Source organism: Vibrio sp. 03_296, assembly GCF_002265885.1.
In genome coordinates this window covers 1-882 of the sequence record NZ_NPKW01001088.1, presented here as the reverse complement: position 1 = coordinate 882, position 882 = coordinate 1, and the positions used below count along the sequence as shown (strand labels likewise).

The window sequence follows — 882 nt, the reverse complement described above, 5'->3', positions numbered from 1 at the left end:
TTAGGACGATTTACGTACGCGCAGGTACCACTCAGAAAGCAAGCGAACTTGTTTCTCGGTTGTAGCCTTTTCCATCATACGAGCGACAAATGTCATCGTGTTTCTTCTGGTCTTCAGAAGAGGTTTTTGCGTTAAAGGAGATAACAGGAAGAAGATCTTCGGTATTGGTAGAACATTTTCTTCTCGATCACAGTGCGAAGTTTTTCATAGCTGGTCCACACAGGGTTTTGACCGTTGTTGCTGGCTTTCGCACGAAGCACAAAGTTAACGATTTCATTACGGAAATCTTTTGGATTAGAGATGCCCGCAGTTTTCTCAATTTTCTCCAACTCACCGTTTAAGGCCGAGCGGTCGAACAGCTGACCCGTTTGCTGGATCGCGGTATTCTTGATCTTGGATCCAGAAGTCTGCGTACGTGACATAGCGATCAAAGATGTTCTGACCAATATTCGGAATAAGATTCAAGGTAAGCGGTTTGAATTTCTTTACCGATGAACTCGACGTAGCGAGGCCACCAAGTAACCTTTCAAGAATTCCAAGTAAACGTTCAGCGGTTTCTTGCGGGAACTGCTCACGCTCAACTTGCTGTTCAATCACATAGAATAGGTGGACAGGGTTAGCGGCCACTTCAGTTTGGTCGAAGTTAAACACACGAGAGAGAATCTTGAACGCAAAGCGCGTCGAGAGCCCCTTCATGCCTTCGTCTACGCCCGCATAATCTCGATACTCTTGATAGCTCTTGGCTTTTGGATCGGTATCTTTCAACGTTTCGCCATCGTATACCCGCATTTTAGAGAAAATGGACGAGTTTTCAGGCTCTTTGAGGCAGGGAAAGAATACTGAATTGAGCCAACAGATCTAGCGTACTAGGTGAGCATGGCG

General features: G+C 45.8%; 2 protein-coding genes. Both read right to left on the bottom strand.

Annotated elements, in window-relative coordinates; genetic code table 11:
• Window positions 1–131: 131 nt before the first annotated feature.
• On the bottom strand, window positions 132–422 hold the full coding sequence (locus CIK04_RS35060) for a hypothetical protein (protein WP_325206030.1): 291 nt from the start codon (window positions 420–422) through the stop codon (window positions 132–134).
• Entirely contained in the window at window positions 331–765 is a 435-nt protein-coding gene (locus CIK04_RS35055) for a hypothetical protein (protein WP_325206029.1), read from the bottom strand. The genes CIK04_RS35060 and CIK04_RS35055 overlap by 92 nt, the downstream gene beginning before the upstream one ends.
• Window positions 766–882 lie beyond the last annotated feature (117 nt).